The sequence below is a fragment of the Myxococcus dinghuensis genome, assembly GCF_024198235.1.
Lineage (GTDB): Bacteria > Myxococcota > Myxococcia > Myxococcales > Myxococcaceae > Myxococcus > Myxococcus dinghuensis.
Map to the genome: position 1 here is coordinate 1 of NZ_JAKCFB010000039.1, position 15,677 is coordinate 15,677.

Here is a 15,677-nt window from a genome sequence, read left to right on the forward strand (position 1 = left end):
CCGCCCTGTCGTCAGCTCGAGGTCGACCCAGCTTCTTCTTGGGGCGAGGAGGAGGGAGCAAGGGAGCCACGCGCTGCCAGAAGGCGTCGGGGACGAGTTCGCGATCCATGCCCCTCAACCTGGGGCTCGTCCCCACCTGCGACCAGTCCATTCCTGACTTTCGTTAGGGGCTGTGAGTGGGCCCTCCCGTGGTTCTCGTCGACTTCACGCGCAGTCGTCGCCGCGAAGCCATACAGCCGCTGGTGCGTTTCAGTTCAGCGCGGGAGGGAAGTCACTGAAGACCCCAGCATGGGTCTTCCATTCCCTGCCACGCGCGCCGGACGTCACGTCTCGTCGGAGACGAGCCAGCTCCACTTCCCCGCCTGGGCCTCCAGTTCGGCCACCATCCCCCGCTCTCCACCCGTCAGCGTCCACGCGAGCGGGCAGAAACCATACGTCTGGGGATGGGCCGCGCCCATGAGCAGCTTGAGCAAGGACAGACGTCCCGCGCCGCGCCCGTAGGTCTTCAGCTCGAAGTCTCCGGGGGCCACCTTCGCCAGGGACAGCGCGTGGCGGCAGGCCTCCTCGAAGCTGCCGATCCGATCCACCAGGCCCGCGTCCTTCGCGCGGAGCCCCGAGTACACCCGGCCCTCGGCCAGGGCGTGGATCTCCTCCTTCGTCCGCCCCCGCGCCTTCGCCACGTGCCCCAGGAAGGACTGGTACATCTCCTCGACGTCCGCCTCCAGCGCCGCCCGCTCCCCTTCCGTGAAGGCGCGGGAGAAGGACAACAGCCCCGCGTTCGCGCCGCGCGTCAGCAGCGTCCGGTGGATGCCCAGCTTCGCCAAGAGCCCGGAGACGTCGAACTTGCCCGCGAACACGCCGATGGAGCCCACCACCGCGTGCGGCGCGCTCCACAGCTCCTTCGCCCCCAACGCCACCATGTACCCCGCGCTGGCGCAGACCTGGTCCATGTAGGCGATCACCGGCTTCTTGCGCGCCACCCGCTGGACGACCTCCAGCATCTCCTCAGAGGCGATGGCCGCCCCACCCGGGCTCGTCACGTGCAACAGGATGGCCCTGGCCCGCTTGTCCCGCCCCGCCGCCCGGAGCGCCTTCACCACCGCGGCGGACGTGGCCATCCGCCCCCCCGGGTTGCCCTTGCCCGGCACGATGACGCCCGTCACGGACACCAGCGCCAGCCGGGGCCGGCGCCGCAGCCGTCGCCATGGCACCGGCGGGAACGGCAGCGTGCCCAGGTACGTGTCCAGCGGCTCCAGCTCCGTCTCGTCGTCCTCGTCCGCCCCGGCCTCCACCAGCCCCAGGTGCCTGGGCAGGTCCGACTCGCTCACCAGGCCGTCGACCAGGCCCACCGCGAGCGCCCGCTGGGCGCTGAAGGGCCCCTGGTCGATGAGCGCCCGGACCTCGTCGGGCGTCTTGCGCCGGCCCCCCGACACCGCGTCCACCAGCACTCCGTAGCGCTCGTCCAGGAAGGACTCCACCGTCCGCCGCTGGATGTCCGACAACTGGGGCAGCGTGAACAGCTCGGGGGCCGTCTTGTAGTCGCCCCGCCGCACGAACTGGGGCCGGATGCCCAGACGCGACAGTCCCTCGCCCAGCGATGACGATTCGGCCGCATACCCCACCAGCTCCAGCCGCCCCATGGGGGGCATGAGCACCTCGTCCGCGGCGCACATCAGCGCGTAGGTGTCCGTGTCCACCATCACCGCCCAGGCCACCACCCGCTTGCCCCGGGCGCGGAAGTCCGCCAGCAGGGCCACCAGGGCCTCGCGCTTCGCCGAGGACATCCCCACGCCCTCGAGCTCCAGGAAGATGCCCTTCACCTTCGGGTCCCGGGCCAACAGCCCCAGCGCCTCGCCGAAACGCTCCAACGAGGTGATGTCGGCCGGCTCCGGCCGCTCGCCCCCCAGGGAGAACCGAGGGCGACGCCGCTCCCGGTAGGTGGGCTCCCCCGTCAGCCGGAACCGCACGTAGGCGGGCCGATAGCGGGCGCCGAACATCCGGAAGGGGGCGCCCAGCAGGGTGCGCAGGAGGAGCAGCAGGTTGGCGAGGGCGATGAAGGGCAGGCGCAGCATGGCGTCCCGGGGCGGATGTGGGCGTCCTGGCGCCGTACTGGACAACACTCGGCGTGTGCAAGCCCTGTTCAGCGCCCCCGTTGGGTCGTGATAGCCTCCCCCGCCATGCGAAATCTCACCCTTGCCCGACTCCTCCTGGCCCTCGCCCTCGCGACGGGCGGCGCGGCGTTGGCCCAGCCCCGCAAGAAGGTCCAGGACTTCCAGACGCCCCACGAGGTGACCGCCGAGGAGCGCGAGGCGGCCAAGCAGCGGGCCATGGGCAGCAACCTCACCGCCTTCGGCAAGGACATGGAGACCAAGTCCAAGCCCTTCCCCTGGAAGGCCACGGGCCTCGCGGGCCTCGTGTTCCTGGCCACCCTCCCCTTCGCGTTCCGCGCCTACCGGAGCACCACGAAGGAGATCAGCGACTCGAACACCTTCGGCAACAACTCCGCGCGCGGCGACGACGAGGCCGCCTGACCCGCCTCCCCGGCGCTCAGGCCGGGGAGACCTCCACCGCGCCCGCTCCGTCGACCCGGACACGGACGGGCAGGAAGCGCTCCACCACCCGGGCGTGGGTCGTCAGGTGGTCGGTGACCCGCGCCGCCGTGAAGCGCGTCGTCCCAGGGGACGCGGGCCCCAGCCGCCCCGAGGCCAGCAACGCCGCGGGCAACAGGATCTGATCGGCGAGGTGCTCGTCCAGCGCCCCACCGGTCTCCATGAACCGCACCAGTTCCTCCCCCGCCTCCCGGCCCACGTCCTCGGCGGGACGCCCCCGCTCTCCCAGCGCGGTGAAGCCCGCGATGGTGTGCTCGAACTGCGCCAGCACGAACGTGACGGTGCCCGTGGAGCGGCTGACCGGCAGGGGGCGGTTCTCTGCCTCGGCCAGGATGCCCCGCTCCCGCAGGGCCACCACCGCCGCGCGCGACTGGCGCTCGGCGATGCCGAACGGCAGGCCTCCCACGAAGGACGAGACGTGGACCTCCCGCAACATGCCTCGCGCGGGCAGCTCCACCAGCAGCGGCGGCTCCTGGGGCGCGCCGACCTCCGCGACCATCTCTCCCGCGCCCTCCGGATAGAACCCCGCATGCGGCATGGTGAGCTGCACCGGCAGCCCGTACGCGCGGGCCACCGGCTGCCACACCGTGGCGAGGTAGTGGAAGCTGGGGCTGTGCGGCAGGTGCGTGCCGCCCCGAAGGGTCAGCCGCCCTCCCCCCGCGAGCGCCAGGGGATACACGAGGCACTGGAACAGGAGCGGCGTGCTCCCGGCGGTCCCCACCTCCACGAGATAATCCCCCGCGCGCACCGGCGACGGCGTGAAGGACAGCTCGGAGGCGCCCACGCTCGCCCCCTCACTGGTGCCGCCCAGCGCCTCCGCCCCCCGCACACAAGCCAGGTGTTGGGGCCGCAAGCCGCTGGGCTCACGCCGGGCACGCAGGCGGGTGAGGTGGAAGGGCCGGCCGGTGATGAGCGACAACGACAGCGCGGAGCGGAGGATCTGCCCTCCCCCCTCGCCCTCGCTCCCGTCGAGCCGAACCCACCCGTGCTCGGGTTCCTGCGTGCCGCTCATGTCCCTCCCATCCATCCCTGGTGTCCCCGCGGGGCGGGCAAAGCCTAACAGCAACCCGCGGACATCTCCCGTCAGACTTCCCGCTCACCCGCCCTGGGCGTCCAGCGCGGGCAGCACGCCCACCTGGATGAAGCTCGGGTGCGCCGCGGAGGTGTAGACGCGGTGGAAGGCGCGCGTGAAGTCCGACTCCTTCGCCTCGAAGATGTTGGGCACGAAGGTCTGCGGGTTGCGGTCGATGAACGGGAACCAACTCGACTGGACCTGGATCATCACCCGGTGCCCCCGCTGGAAGGTGTGGAAGACGTCGTTGATCGTGTACCGCACCTTCGTCACCTCGCCCGGCTTGAAGGGCTTGGGCGTGCTGAAGCCGTCCCGGAACCGGCCGCGGAACGGCTCGCCGCGAACCAGGGTCTGCTGGTGGCCGCGGTTCGGCTTGCCCTTCTCCGGGATGCCGCCCTTCTTCACCCCCTGGGGCGTGCCCGGGGTGACGTCCACGAGCTTCACCACCCAGTCCGCATCCGAGCCCGTGGTGGACACCCACAGCTCGGCCTCGAGCGGCCCCGCGACGGTCAGGTCCTCCTCCAGGGGCTCGGTCTGGAACACCACGACGTCCGGGCGGGTCGCCGCGAAGCGCTGGTCCTCCGTCATGTACGTCGAGCTCCAGTGGGTGGAGATCTCCTTCGTGTAGGGCACGGGCTTGTTCGGGTCGCTGAGGTACTCGGCGAAGGACTCCGCGCTTCCCGTGGGCGCCTGGGTGGACAGGCCGCCCTTGGGCTGGAAGAACAGCTTCGTCGGCCGGGCGTTCTTCGGCGGCCACGCGTCGAGCTGGCGCCAGCGGTTGGCGCCCGTCTCGAACACCATCGCCTCCGGCAGCGCCGGCTTCTCCCCCTCCTTCAGGTGGTGCTTGAAGAAGGCGAGCGACAGGTCCGCGTAGGTGTCGCTGGTCCGGAAGCCGAAGTCCGCGTCACCGAGCGACGAGCCCTCCGTGCGGATCCATCCACCGTGCGACCACGGCCCCATGATGATGGAGTTGGAGATGCCGGGGTTCTGCTTCTCGATGGCCGCGTAGGTGCGCAGCGGTCCGTAGAGGTCCTCGGTGTCGAACCAGCCGCCCACCACCAGCACCGCGGCCTTGATGTTCTTCAGGTTCGGCAGCAGGTTCCGCGCCTGCCAGAAGGCGTCGTAGTTGGGGTGCGCGACGATGTCCTTCCAGAACGCCACCTCCCCCTTGAGGTGCTTCGACTCGGCGTTGGGCAGCGGCCCCAGGTCCATGAAGAACTGGTAGCCGTCCGGCGTGCCGTGCTCGAAGAAGTCCCACTCCTCGCTGTCCGTGGGCTTGGGCCGGGGCTGCCCGAAGGTCGAGAAGAAGTTGAACGCCAGCGTCAGGTTGAAGGCACCGTTGCGGTGCATGTCGTCGCCGATGAACCAGTCGGCGATGGGCGCCTGCGGAGACACGGCCTTGAGCGCGGGGTGCGAATCGATGGCGCCCGCGGACGTGTAGAAGCCGGGATACGAGCCGCCCCACTGCCCCACGCGTCCGTTGTTGAACGGCACCCGATTCACCAACCATTCGATGGTGTCGTACGTGTCCGTGCTCTCGTCCGTGTCCTTGGGCCCGCTCTTCTTCGGCTTGTGGGGGCGGACGTTGACGAACTCGCCCTCGGACATGTGGGCGCCACGCACGTCCTGGAAGACGAAGATGAAGCCTTCCTTCTCGAACGCCTCCGTGTGCCCCAGGCTCGCCTTGTACCGGTCCAGGCCGTACGGGGCGACGCTGTAGGGCGTGCGCTCCATCAGGATGGGGTAGCGCCTGGTCGCGGACGCATCCACCGGGACATAGACGGAGGTGAACAGCTTCACGCCGTCCCGCATGGGGATGTGGAACTCGTACTTCGTGTACCGCGAGCGGACCCGCTCCGCCCGTTCAGGCGACTGGGCGCCCGGGGCCTTCGAGGGGGTGGGGTTCGCCTGCGCCCGCGCCACACCGGCGAGGGAGAACATCAGGAGTGCCGCGAGAAGACGGGACACGGAGGACATGCACGCTCCTGGTCGAGGGAGGGCGACATTGTGGGGGACATCGGGAACCGGTGGAAACCACCAAGATTCCGCGGCCCCAACCATCGAGGTCGCCCTTTCTTCCCGGAACCTACACGTCGGCCCCCGTCCTCAGCCCTTCCCGTCCCCACCCTCGTCCGCCGTCGCGTCGAGCCCGTACTTGCGCAGCTTGTCGTGGAGCGTCGCCCGGCCGATGCCCAGTCGACGCGCGGCGCCGCTGCGGTTGCCCCCCTCGATACGCAGCGCGTCCAGGACGAGCCCCCGCTCATAGGCCTCGACGCGCTCCTTGAGCCCCAACGGGGACGTGTCCTCCACCATGGCGGCGGCTCCGACCGGCGGCGCCGCCTGTCCGGGCAGCAGCGCCAGGTCCAGGACACCCTCGGTGGAGAGCGCGACCAGGCTCTCCAGGGTGTTCTCCAATTCGCGGACGTTCCCCGGCCAGGGCCAGGCCATCAGGCGCTCCAGGAGGCCCTCCGGGACCTTCAACGGGCCCGTGTGGAACCGGTCGCTGAAGCGGTCCAGGAACATCCGCGCCAGCACCGGGATGTCCTCGGGCCGCTCCCGCAGCGCAGGCACCCGCAGTTGCACCACATTGAGCCGGTAGTAGAGGTCCTCGCGGAAGGCCCCCTCCGACGCGCGCTTGCGCAAATCCCGGTGGGTGGCGGCGAGGATGCGGACGTCCACCTTCACGGGGCGGTCCTCCCCCACCGGACGGACCTCGCCCTCCTGGAGGACCCGCAGCAGCTTGGCCTGGAGCGGCAGGGCCAGCTCGCCCACCTCGTCGAGCAGCAGCGTGCCGCCGTCCGCCTCGCGGAACAGCCCCTGGCGGACGCGGTGCGCCCCCGTGAAGGCCCCCTTCGAATGGCCGAACAGCTCCGCCTCCGCCAGCTCCTCCGTCAGCGCCGCGCAGTTGAAGCGCAGGTAGGGGCGCGAGGCCCGGGACGAGGCCCGCACCAGCGCCTCCGCCACCCGCTCCTTGCCCGTTCCACTCTCGCCGGAGATGAGCACCGTCACGTCGCGAGAACCGGCGCGCTGGACGAGCTGCGCCAGCCGCCCCATCGCCTCCGACGCGAAGACGAGCGAGCGGGACAGGTTGAGCTCGCCCTGGAGCCGCTCGTTCTCGTGCCGCAACCGCACCGCCTCCAGCGCGCGCATCACGACGGCGAGCAGCTCGTCCACGTCGAAGGGCTTGCGGAAGTAGTCGTGGGCGCCCGCCTTCATCGCCTCCACCGCGAAGCGCTCCGAACCATGCGCGGTGATGACGATGACGCGCGGGGCATGGGGCTGTAGTTGGATGCGCCGCACCAGCTCCATGCCATCCATGCGGGGCATACGCAGGTCGGTGATGACGAGGTCGCACGGCCGCTCGGCCAGCTTCTCCAGGGCCGAGGCGCCGTCCTCCGCCAGCTCGACCTCGACCCCCGCGAGGCTCCGCAGCGTCTCCTTCAACGTGAAGCGGACGCCCGCGTCGTCGTCCACGACGAGGACCCGCGAGGCGCTGACGACGTCACCCGGCACGCGCCACCTCGCGCTCCCGCACGGGGGCCAGCGACTCCGAGGGCGGCTCACGGGGCAGCAGCAACTCCGCCACACACCCGCCGCGCTCGGCGTTGCGCAGCGTCACCTCCCCCCCGTGCTGACGGGCCAACGCGCGGGCCACGGTGAGCCCCAGCCCGGAGCCCCGCGCCTTCGACGTCACCCCCGCCTCGAACACCCGAGCCCCCAGCTCCGGAGAAATCCCCGCGCCCGAGTCGCGGATGGACACCCGCACCTCGCCCAGGCTGTTCGCGTCGACCTCCACCTCGACGAGGCCCTCGCGGGGGCTGGCATCGATGGCGTTGAGCAGCAGGTTCATCAACACCTGCTTCACCTTCCGTGGGTCGCACCGCGCAAGCACCGGCAGCTCTCCCACGCGGACCAGCCGGACGACGTGCTCGGCGGCGACGCCCTCGTGGAGCACCAGCGCCTGATCACACAGCGCCCCGATGTCCACCTCGCTGATGGACAGCGGGACCAGGGGACGCGAGAAGTTGAGGAACTCCTCCAGGATGCCCTGCATGCGCGTCACCTCGGACTGGAGGACCTCCAGCCGCTCCGTGGGCTGGGCCCTCCCCGTCTCCCGCGCCATCAACTGCGAGAGCCCCTTCACGGTGGCCAGGGGGTTCTTCAGCTCGTGGGCGATCTCCGCCGACAGCGCCTCCAGCGTCCGCGCGTGGACGCGATGGGTGGCCAGCAGCTCGTCGCGCTGCGTGAAGACATCGGTGAGCATGTCATCGAAGGTACCGCGGATCGCCGCGCCGACGACGTTCGCCGCGAGGACCAGGAGCGGCATGGTGATGGCCACGGCGATGAGCATCTCCCGGGGCGGCTCGCCCAGGAACGACAGGTGCAGGTTCGGAATCCAGCCGCACAGATGGGTCGCCGACAACAGCGACAACAACACGAGCTCCTTCACGATGAGGAGGTTGCGCTGGCGCGCGGGGAGCACGGCCGCGCCGACGAAGGCCAACGGCAGGAGGAGCGGCAGCAACGGACTGGCGAGCCCCCCCGTTCCCAGCGTCAGGCTCTGCTCGAGGAGGATGCCCACCCCCAGGTTGAACGGCACGCTGCGCGAGGTGAAGCCGTGGCGCTTGAACCGCTTGAGCTCGATGAAGAAGAACTTCAGCGCGATGAAGACCTGCGCCACCATCCAGTAGTAGCGCCACCGGGCCCCATCCGCGAGCGTGGCCCCCGCGACCGCCGCCATCAACACCAGCCCGCCATAGGCCCGCAGCCGCACCATGCGACCGAAGACCCGGCCGATGTGCTTCATCTGGATGTCGTTGAAGCTGCGGCGCGCGCGTGCGTCCATGGCGTCCTCGCTCGGGGCGGCCTTCAGCTCGCCGCGGGATGGGACCGGGCGCCCGCGGAGGTTCCGAGCACGGTGAGCTCCGCGTTCTCGACGACGCGATTCGGCGCGCCATGGCGCGCGACCTCCAGCATCGCCCGCCCCACCGCCTCGGTGTTCGTCACGTACGCGGGCGCCACCCGCTTCAGGAGCGGATAGAGCGGCGAGAAGACGGCGTAGATGGCGCGGTACCACCCCGTCCTCGACACGACCCCGTGCATCGGCTGGATGAAGGCCGGTCGGAACATGTACGACGCCCCGAACGGGAGCTGGAGCAGCGCGTTCTCCGTCGCGCCCTTCACCCGCGCCCACATCGCCCGCCCCCGCTCCGTGCTGTCCGTGCCCGCGCCCGACACGTAGATGAACGTCATCCCCGGGTTGAGGCGGACCAGCGTCCGCGCGGCGGCCAGCGTCAGGTCATAGGTGATGCGCCGGTAGTCCGGCTCGCGCATGCCCGCCGCGGAGACGCCCAGGCAGAAGAAGCACGCATCGAACCCCGAGAGCTGCGCCTCCACCTCCGCGTAGTCGTGGAGGTCCGAGCGAACCAGCTCCCGCAGCTTGTCGTGCCGCTGCCCCGTCGCGGAGCGCCCGACGGCGAGGACCTCCTCCACGTCCGGCGCGAGCAGGCACTCCCGCAGCACGCCCTGCCCGACCATGCCCGTCGCACCGAAGAGCACCACCTTCATGGCTGACCTCCCGGCTCCACCGACGTCACGACGCCATCCATCCCCGTCGACAGCACCGGGTGCTGCTGCGCCGTCTCCCACGACAACTCCGGCCACCACTTGGCGTGGAGGTCCGCGGAGGTCGGCTCGAAGCTCTCTCCCGGCCGGGGCAACACCAGGCGCACGGAGGCGTCCCGCGCGGCGGCGACCGTGCGTTCACCCGGCTCGGTCCAGCCGTGGTACGCGAGTCCGAACAAGGCCCAGTGGACGGGAAGCATCACCTTCCCCCGTAGCATCTGGTGTGCCAGCACGGCCTGCTCCGGTCCGATGTGCCAGTCCGGCCAGGCCCGGTGGTACTGGCCGGTTTCGATCATCGTCAGGTCGAAGGGCCCGAACCGCTCGCCGATGTCCCGCATCGCGGGGAACAGGCCCGTGTCGCCGGAGTAGTACACGCGGTGGGTGGGGCCCACGAGGGCATAGCCCGCCCAGAGCGTGGCGTCCTTGTCGAACAGGAACCTTCCGGACGCATGCCGCGCGGGCGTGGCCACGACCTCCAAGCCCCCCACCCGCGTGCGCTCCCACCAGTCGAGCTCCACGATGCGCTCCGGAGGAATCCCCCAGGACTCGAGGTGGGCGCCGATCCCCAGCGGGACGATGAAGGTCGTCTTCCAGTCCTTCATCGCCACCAGTGTCCCGTGGTCCAGGTGGTCATAGTGGTCATGGGAGATGACCACGGCGTCGATGGCGGGCAGGTCCCGCAAGGCGACGGGCACGGGGAACCAGCGGCGCGGCCCCACCCAGGTGAAGGGCGACACACGCTCGCTCCACACCGGGTCCGTGAGGATGCGGTGGCCATCCAGCTCCACGAGCATCGTGGAGTGCCCCAGCCACGTGACGCGCAACCCCGTGGACGGCGGCGTGTCGAACCGCTTCGGGTCGATGGGCTCCACCGCGAGCGGTTGCTCGGGGCTCGTGTGCGGGCTCGCCCGCGCCATGCCCGCGAACATGTCCCACACGTGGTTCACCAACGGCTGGGGGTTGTGGAAGGAGCCGTCCTTCCACTGGGGCGAGCGCTCCATGCGCTCCCTCCGGGCGCCCTGGGCCTTCTTGCCGAAGGCGGTGTAGCCGTCCGCGAGGGCGAAGAGCACGCCCAGCACCACCACTCCGCCCAGCGCCAGCGCGCTCCGGCGCACCACGCGCCGCCAACCCGTCGTCTTCATCGGGATGCTCCCAGGGGCATGCAGAGGGCGCGAACCGCGACCCCCATCCCCTCCTTGAAGGCCTCGCGCGACGCGGAGGCATACTTCAGCCCCCGGGCCGTCGCGTTCAGCGTGTCCGCGAGCTGTCTCGCGCTCAGTCCCACGGGTTTGTAGGCCGCCACCAATCCCGAGGCGCGGATCGCCTTCGTCACCGCGTCCAGGAACTGCGCCTCGTGACGGGGCACCAGGTCCTTCAGGGCACCGCCCGCAGCCTCGCCCAGGTCGGACGCGTCCGCGCCCATCGTGCCGGCGAACCGCCCCACCCACGCGTCGAAGGCCCCCGACAGCCGGGCCTCCAACGGGAGGGACTCGTCCCCCAGACACGCCTCCACCTGCCGCGCGGAGGTCTCCAGCACGTGCTCGAGCGTCTCCCGGAAGAGGGCCTCCTTCGTCGCGAAGTGCAGGTACAGCCCCTGCCGCGAGACGTCGGCCGCGCGAGCGACCTCGTCCATCGAGGCCTTCCGGAAGCCGAAGCGGAGGAACACGGTGATCGCCGCGTCCAACAGCCGCCGGCGACGCGCGTCCTCCACCGGCTTCGCGATGTTCTTCGGATCCACCATCCTGGACAGATTTGACAAGTTGGACCCAACTTGTCAAACCCATCCACGACACACCAACCGGCGTTCAGCGAGGCGCCGACCGACCGCCCTCGAGGACCCGCAGCGTGGCGCGGCGGCCCTGGCGGCCGGGCTGGCTGGCGGCGGCCTGCTTTCCCCGCTTCGCGGTCGCACGAGGAGCCGCCCTCGCGGGAGCACGTCCCTTGGCGACCTTGCGCGCGCCCGTCATGCCCTCCGCGGCACCCCGCTTCTTCGGCAGGGGGAGCGGCAGGCAGAAGAACAGGTACATGTCGAACAGCATGGGGCCTCTTCGCCTTCTCGGGTGCGCACGGGAGTGTGCGCGGGTTTCATGAGCAATGACGGTGCCACCCAGCGACCGCCCGCCCACCTCCCAATCCAGGACGACCAGGAGGCGAGCGGAAGGTGCCACGGCGTGACAGGCGCCATCGTGAAGAAGCATGAAGATGCCATGGTGAAAGGCCCTCCTCCGCTCGCGAGGAAGGCCATCGCCACGAGCGTGCGCACCTTTCCCTCGGAACGCCTCGTCCCACCGCCCGCGGGTGCCGGGCTTCCGGCGGGGTGCCGGATTTCCGGCAGGGTCGTCGCGTGGGCCTCCGACACCTCCCACGCGCCCACCACCTCCCGGTCGTCATGGCATGAGCCTTGCCAACCCGGCAGGCGACACCGTGGGGGCGTGCCCGCGGCCTCGAGGAGAGACTCCATGCGACGTGCCGTCGTCCTGTTCGTGGTGCTGGTGGTGGCACTCGCCACTCTGCTGGGCGTGCGCATCCTCAAGGAGCGTCGTGCCGCGGAGGGTCCCCCCGGGGGCTCGGGGGTGGTGGAGGGCACGGCGGTGGACGTGCGCTCGCGCCTCAACGCCCGCGTGCTGACGCGCCCCGTGGAGGAAGGCGCGCGGGTCCAGAAGGATGCGGTCCTCGTCACCCTGGACTGCACGGAGCCGGAGGCCGGGCTGAGCGAGGCCACCGCCCGACTGGCCGTGGCCCAGGCCCAGGCCGCGTCCGCCCAGGCGCAGGCGGTGGCGGCGGGACGCACCAGCGAGGCGGTGGCGGCCCAGGCCGAGGGCAGCGCTTCGCAGATCGCCTCCCTCGCGGACCAGCACGGCCTCGCGCAGCGCCAGGCGGATCGCCTCAAGCAGATGGGCGAGGCGACGACGGAGGCCTCGCTGGACCAGGCGCGGGCCCAGGCGGAATCCCTGGCGCAGCAACTGGCCGCGGCGCGCCACGCGAGCACCGCGGCCAGTCGTCAGGCGCGGGCGGCCACGGAGCAGCAGAACGCCAGCCTCCAGGCCGCGGAGGCCGCGCTGCGGGGCATCCAGGCCGCCGAGGCCGCCGTCCGTCGCGCCCAGGTCTCCGTGTCGGAGTGTGAGCTGCGCGCGCCCATCTCCGGCACCGTGGAGACGCTCGCGCTGGAGGTCGGGGAACTGGCGTTGCCCGGCGGCGTGGTGGCGCGGCTGGTGGACACGCATCGCCCCAAGGCCACCTTCTATCTGCCCAACGCGGAGCTGGCGGCGGCGAAGCCCGGCCAGGCCGCCACGGTGCGCGCGGACGCCTATCCCGACCGCACCTTCCAGGCCCGCGTCGTCACCGTGGCGCGCGAGGCGGCCTTCACGCCGCGCAACGTGCAGACGCGCAGCGACAGGGACCGGCTCGTCTATCCCGTGGAGGTCCGCATCGACGCGCCCGAGGACGTCCTGCTCCCCGGCATGCCCGTGGACATCACCCTGGGGCCCGTGAACGAACCCGCGGTGGCGGAGCAGCACCCATGAGCGCCGAGGCTGCCGTGGACGTGGAGCTGAAGGACGTGCGCCGCGCGTTCGGCGCCACCCAGGCCCTGCGCGGCGTGTCGCTGGCCGTCCACGCGGGCGAGGTCTACGGGTTGGTGGGGCCGGATGGTGCGGGGAAGACCACCAGCATCCGGTTGATGGCGGGGCTGCTCCTGCCGGACGCGGGTCAGGTGCGGACCCTGTCGGAGGATCCCGCGGCACCGCGCTCGCACGTGCGCGAGTCACTGGGGCTCGTCCCGCAGCGGAACACGCTCTACGGGGACCTGAGCGTCGAGGAGAACCTGCGCTTCTTCGCCAGGCTCTTCGCATTGTCGAAGGAGGACTTCGCGGAGCGGCGCGCGCGCCTGCTCGACATCACCCGGCTGGGGCGCTTCACGGACCGACGCGCGGACGCGCTGTCGGGCGGCATGTACAAGAAGCTGGCGCTGGCGTGTGCCCTGCTCCACCGCCCCCGCGTGCTGCTGCTGGACGAGCCCACCAACGGCGTGGACCCCGTGAGCCGCCGCGAGCTGTGGGAGCTGCTCTACGGCCTCGTCCACGAGGGCATGACGCTCATCGTCTCCACGCCGTACATGGACGAGGCGGCGAGGTGTCACCGCGTGGGCCTGCTCTACGCGGGAGAGCTCATCGCGCAGGGCGCGCCCCGGGAGCTGACGCGGGCGCACGGGGTCGCGGCCTCCGACTTCGAGGCGGTGTTCCTCGCGCTGGTGGAGAAGCACACGGGCGGGAGGGCCGCATGAGCCCGGCCATCGAGGTGCGCCACCTGACCCGCCGCTTCGGCGACTTCGTCGCCGTGGACGACGTGAGCTTCGACGTCGGCGTGGGGGAGATCTTCGGCTACCTGGGGGCCAACGGCGCGGGCAAGTCGACCACCATCCGGATGCTGTGCGGCCTGCTGACCCCGTCCAGCGGCGGGGCCCGCGTCGCCGGCTTCGACGTGGGGAGCGAACCCGAGCGGGTGAAGGCCGGCATCGGGTACATGTCCCAGAAGTTCTCGCTGTACCTGGACCTGAGCGTCCGCGCGAACCTGGAGTTCTTCGCCTCCGCCTACGGGGCCCAGGGACGGACGCTCAGCACGCGCATCGCGGAGATGGTGGAGCGCATGGGCCTGGGCGCCGTCGAGGACGCGGTGACGGGCTCGCTCCCCGGGGGACTCCAGCAGCGCGTGGCGCTCGCGAGCGCCGTGCTGCACCGCCCCCGCATCGTGTTCCTCGACGAACCCACCGCGGGGGTCGACCCGGTCCAACGGCGCACGTTCTGGGCGCTGATTCGCGACCTCGCCGCGCAGGGCACCACCGTCTTCGTCACCACCCACTACATGGACGAAGCCGAGAACTGCGCCCGCATCGGCATCATGGTGGACGGGAAGCTGGTGGCGCTCGACACACCCACGGGCCTGAAGAGGACCCATGCGCCCGGGCGCGTGCTCGAGGTGCGGGGCCCCCGACTCTCCGTCGCCCTGGACGCCTTGAAGGGCACCCCCGGCGTCCTCGACGTGAGCCGCTTCGGCGCGGGCGCGACGGTGCGGGTGGACCCGGAGCGCATGGCCCCCGAGGCGCTGGCCGCGTGGCTGCGCGCGCGCGGTGTGGACCCGCTGGAGATGGAGGAGTCCGCGCCGACGCTGGACGACGTCTTCCTGGCGCTCACCGCCCGGGCCCAAAGGGGGGACGACTGATGACGACGCCCACACGACGCGGGTCGGCCACCCTCGGACGCATCCTCGCGATGGCGGGCAAGGAGGTGCTGCACATCCGCCGCGACATCCGCACGCTCTACCTCGCCCTGGCGATGCCCGTGCTGATGCTGGTGCTGTTCGGCTTCGGCATCAGCTTCGACGTGGACCACCTGGAGCTGGCCGTGGTGGACCAGGACCGCACGGACCTGTCCCGAGCGCTGGTGCGCCAGGTCACCGCGTCCGGTGAGTTCGTCGCCATCGAGGATGGCACCTCCCCGGAGGCCGCGCTCCAGCAGCTCCGACGGGGCCACGCCGCCGGAGTGCTGCTCCTCCCACACGGCTTCGCCGAGGACGTGCAGCGTGGCACGGCGCAGGTCCAGCTCCTGGTGGATGGCGCCGACGGGAACACCGCCACCCAGGCGCTCGCCAAGGCCCAGGCGCTGGTGGAGGTGGCGAGCCGCCAGCTCCTCGGCGCTGGCGCGCCGGTGCAAGCCCCGCCGCTCGAGGTCCGGGTCCGGACGCTGTTCAACCCGGATGCGCGGTCCGCGATGTTCCTGGTACCGGGACTCGCGGCGTACCTGCTGGCCATCGTCGCGGTCATCATCACCGCGCTGACGGTGGCCCGCGAGTGGGAGCGGGGCTCCATGGAGCAGCTCTTCGCCACGCCGGTGGGGCGCCTCGAAATCGTGGTGGGGAAGCTGCTGCCCTATCTCGGCATCGGCGTGCTCCAGGTGCTGCTCGTGCTGACGGTCGGCGCGTGGGTGTTCGACGTGCCGGTGCGCGGCAGCCTCGTGGCGCTGGGACTGGGCGCCCTGCTCTTCCTGGTGGGCATGCTCGGGCAGGGCCTGCTCATCTCGGTGGTGACCCGCAACCAGATGGTGGCGACCCAGGTGGCGACCATCTCCTCGGTGCTGCCGTCGATGCTGCTGTCCGGCTTCATCTTCCCCATCGAGAACCTGCCCCTCCCGCTCAAGGTCATCAGCACGGTGATTCCAGCGCGGTACTTCGTGTCGACGCTGCGCGGAGTGCTGCTGCGCGGCAACGGCCTGGACGTGCTCTGGCCCCAGTTGCTGGCGCTGGCGCTCTTCGCGGTGTTCGTCCTCGTGCTGGCCACGCGGCGCTTCCAACGGCGACTGGACTGAGGAAAGGCACGA

General features: G+C 71.1%; 14 protein-coding genes and 1 pseudogene. 5 read left to right on the top strand and 10 right to left on the bottom strand.

Annotated features, from left to right (window positions below; all coding sequences use genetic code 11):
- Positions 1–109 (bottom strand): annotated as a pseudogene (locus LZ198_RS33980) (IS5/IS1182 family transposase); the annotation flags it as partial.
- 214 nt (positions 110–323) lie between these two features.
- Entirely contained in the window at positions 324–2,072 is a 1,749-nt protein-coding gene (gene sppA, locus LZ198_RS33985) for a signal peptide peptidase SppA (protein ID WP_253976291.1), read from the bottom strand.
- 105 nt (positions 2,073–2,177) lie between these two features.
- Here sppA and LZ198_RS33990 point away from each other — a divergent pair, with 105 nt between their 5' ends.
- Positions 2,178–2,531: a hypothetical protein gene (locus LZ198_RS33990; RefSeq protein WP_253976292.1), complete on the top strand. Its 354-nt coding sequence runs from the start codon at positions 2,178–2,180 to the stop codon at positions 2,529–2,531.
- A 16-nt stretch (positions 2,532–2,547) separates the two neighbouring features.
- On the opposite strand, the gene rtcA is transcribed toward LZ198_RS33990, so the two are convergent.
- The 8 genes from rtcA to LZ198_RS34030 form a co-directional block, all read right to left on the bottom strand.
- Positions 2,548–3,621, bottom strand: coding sequence for an RNA 3'-terminal phosphate cyclase (gene rtcA / locus LZ198_RS33995; protein ID WP_253976293.1), 1,074 nt, complete (start codon positions 3,619–3,621; stop codon positions 2,548–2,550).
- Between the two features lie 84 nt (positions 3,622–3,705).
- Complete coding sequence (locus LZ198_RS34000; RefSeq protein WP_253976294.1) at positions 3,706–5,658, bottom strand: CocE/NonD family hydrolase; 1,953 nt, start codon at positions 5,656–5,658, stop codon at positions 3,706–3,708.
- Positions 5,659–5,787: 129 nt separating this feature from the next.
- Complete coding sequence (locus LZ198_RS34005) at positions 5,788–7,194, bottom strand: sigma-54-dependent transcriptional regulator (protein WP_253976295.1); 1,407 nt, start codon at positions 7,192–7,194, stop codon at positions 5,788–5,790.
- Positions 7,184–8,527 (bottom strand): sensor histidine kinase, encoded by a 1,344-nt coding sequence (locus LZ198_RS34010; protein WP_253976296.1) that lies wholly within the window; start codon positions 8,525–8,527, stop codon positions 7,184–7,186. The genes LZ198_RS34005 and LZ198_RS34010 overlap by 11 nt, the downstream gene beginning before the upstream one ends.
- A 23-nt stretch (positions 8,528–8,550) precedes the next feature.
- Positions 8,551–9,249: an NAD(P)H-binding protein gene (locus LZ198_RS34015; RefSeq protein WP_253976297.1), complete on the bottom strand. Its 699-nt coding sequence runs from the start codon at positions 9,247–9,249 to the stop codon at positions 8,551–8,553.
- Entirely contained in the window at positions 9,246–10,448 is a 1,203-nt protein-coding gene (locus LZ198_RS34020; RefSeq protein WP_253976298.1) for an MBL fold metallo-hydrolase, read from the bottom strand. The genes LZ198_RS34015 and LZ198_RS34020 overlap by 4 nt, the downstream gene beginning before the upstream one ends.
- Positions 10,445–11,047: a TetR/AcrR family transcriptional regulator gene (locus LZ198_RS34025; RefSeq protein WP_253976299.1), complete on the bottom strand. Its 603-nt coding sequence runs from the start codon at positions 11,045–11,047 to the stop codon at positions 10,445–10,447. The genes LZ198_RS34020 and LZ198_RS34025 overlap by 4 nt, the downstream gene beginning before the upstream one ends.
- A gap of 64 nt (positions 11,048–11,111) precedes the next feature.
- Positions 11,112–11,345, bottom strand: a complete 234-nt coding sequence (locus LZ198_RS34030) for a hypothetical protein (RefSeq protein ID WP_253976300.1) — start codon at positions 11,343–11,345, stop codon at positions 11,112–11,114.
- A 420-nt stretch (positions 11,346–11,765) separates the two neighbouring features.
- On the opposite strand from LZ198_RS34030, the gene LZ198_RS34035 reads away from it, so the two are divergent.
- Genes LZ198_RS34035 through LZ198_RS34050 form a run of 4 tightly spaced genes read left to right on the top strand, consistent with a single transcriptional unit; the run spans position 11,766 to position 15,665 of the window.
- A complete protein-coding gene (locus LZ198_RS34035; RefSeq protein ID WP_253976301.1) occupies positions 11,766–12,830 on the top strand; it encodes an HlyD family secretion protein in 1,065 nt (354 codons plus the stop codon).
- Positions 12,827–13,588, top strand: coding sequence for an ABC transporter ATP-binding protein (locus tag LZ198_RS34040; protein ID WP_253976302.1), 762 nt, complete (start codon positions 12,827–12,829; stop codon positions 13,586–13,588). Before LZ198_RS34035 ends, LZ198_RS34040 begins: the two co-directional genes overlap by 4 nt.
- Entirely contained in the window at positions 13,585–14,523 is a 939-nt protein-coding gene (locus LZ198_RS34045) for an ABC transporter ATP-binding protein (RefSeq protein WP_253976303.1), read from the top strand. Before LZ198_RS34040 ends, LZ198_RS34045 begins: the two co-directional genes overlap by 4 nt.
- Positions 14,523–15,665 (top strand): ABC transporter permease, encoded by a 1,143-nt coding sequence (locus LZ198_RS34050; protein ID WP_253976304.1) that lies wholly within the window; start codon positions 14,523–14,525, stop codon positions 15,663–15,665. Before LZ198_RS34045 ends, LZ198_RS34050 begins: the two co-directional genes overlap by 1 nt.
- Positions 15,666–15,677: the final 12 nt, after the last annotated feature.